The sequence below is a fragment of the Lachnoclostridium sp. An169 genome (assembly GCF_002160525.1).
GTDB lineage: Bacteria > Bacillota > Clostridia > Lachnospirales > Lachnospiraceae > Mediterraneibacter > Mediterraneibacter cottocaccae.
In genome coordinates this window covers 1-1,058 of record NZ_NFKT01000076.1, presented here as the reverse complement: position 1 = coordinate 1,058, position 1,058 = coordinate 1, and the positions used below count along the sequence as shown (strand labels likewise).

Annotated in this window: 1 rRNA gene; it reads left to right on the top strand. The window is 52.5% G+C overall.

What is annotated here, in order from left to right:
- Positions 1 to 1,058, top strand: a 23S ribosomal RNA gene (locus B5F07_RS22150); the annotation flags it as partial.

Sequence of the window (1,058 nt, the reverse complement as noted above, 5' to 3'; positions counted from 1 at the left end):
AGGGGGCGTCAAAGCTTACCAAGGGATATCAAACTCCGAATGCCGTGTAGATGGTGCATGGGAGTCAGACGATCCGAGATAAGTTGGGTGGTCAAAAGGGAAAGAGCCCAGACCTGCAGCTAAGGCCCCAAAATGTGTGTTAAGTGGAAAAGGATGTGGGATTTCAAAGACAACTAGGATGTTGGCTCAGAAGCAGCCATCCATTAAAAGAGTGCGTAATAGCTCACTAGTCGAGAGGTCCTGCGCCGAAAATGTCCGGGGCTGAAACACACTGCCGAAGCTCAGGGATTTACGAATGTAGATCGGTAGAGGAGCATTGTTAACCGGACGAAGCGGTACCGGAAGGAGCCGTGGACGGTTAAGAAGAGAGAATGCCGGAATGAGTAGCGAGAGGAAGGTGGGAATCCTTCCGGCCGAATATCTAAGGTTTCCAGGGTAAAGCTGATCTGCCCTGGGTAAGTCGGGACCTAAGGCGAGGCCGAGAGGCGTAGTCGATGGATAACAGGTTGAGATTCCTGTACTATACTGTAACAGAACTGTGGGGACGCAGAAAGAGAGCGTGAGCCGGGAATGGAAAGACCGGTGCAAGCGTGGTACCAGCACATCAGGCAAATCCGGTGTGCAATGGGAAGACGTGACGCGGACCGAAAAGAAGTAGGGAAGCACGTGAGCTGGCTGCCAAGAAAAGCCGCTATTGTTTGCAGTATACCCGTACCGTAAACCGACACAGGTGGATGAGGAGAGAATCCTAAGGCCGACGGGAGAAGCATTGTTAAGGAACTCGGCAAAATGACTCCGTAACTTCGGGAGAAGGAGTGCCTCGAGAGAGGCCGCAGAGAATTGGCCCAAGCAACTGTTTAGCAAAAACACAGGTCTATGCGAAACCGAAAGGTGAGGTATATGGGCTGACGCCTGCCCGGTGCTGGAAGGTTAAGGGGAGAGGTTAGCGGTAACGCGAAGCTTTGAACTTAAGCCCCAGTAAACGGCGGCCGTAACTATAACGGTCCTAAGGTAGCGAAATTCCTTGTCGGGTAAGTTCCGACCCGCACGAAAGGCGT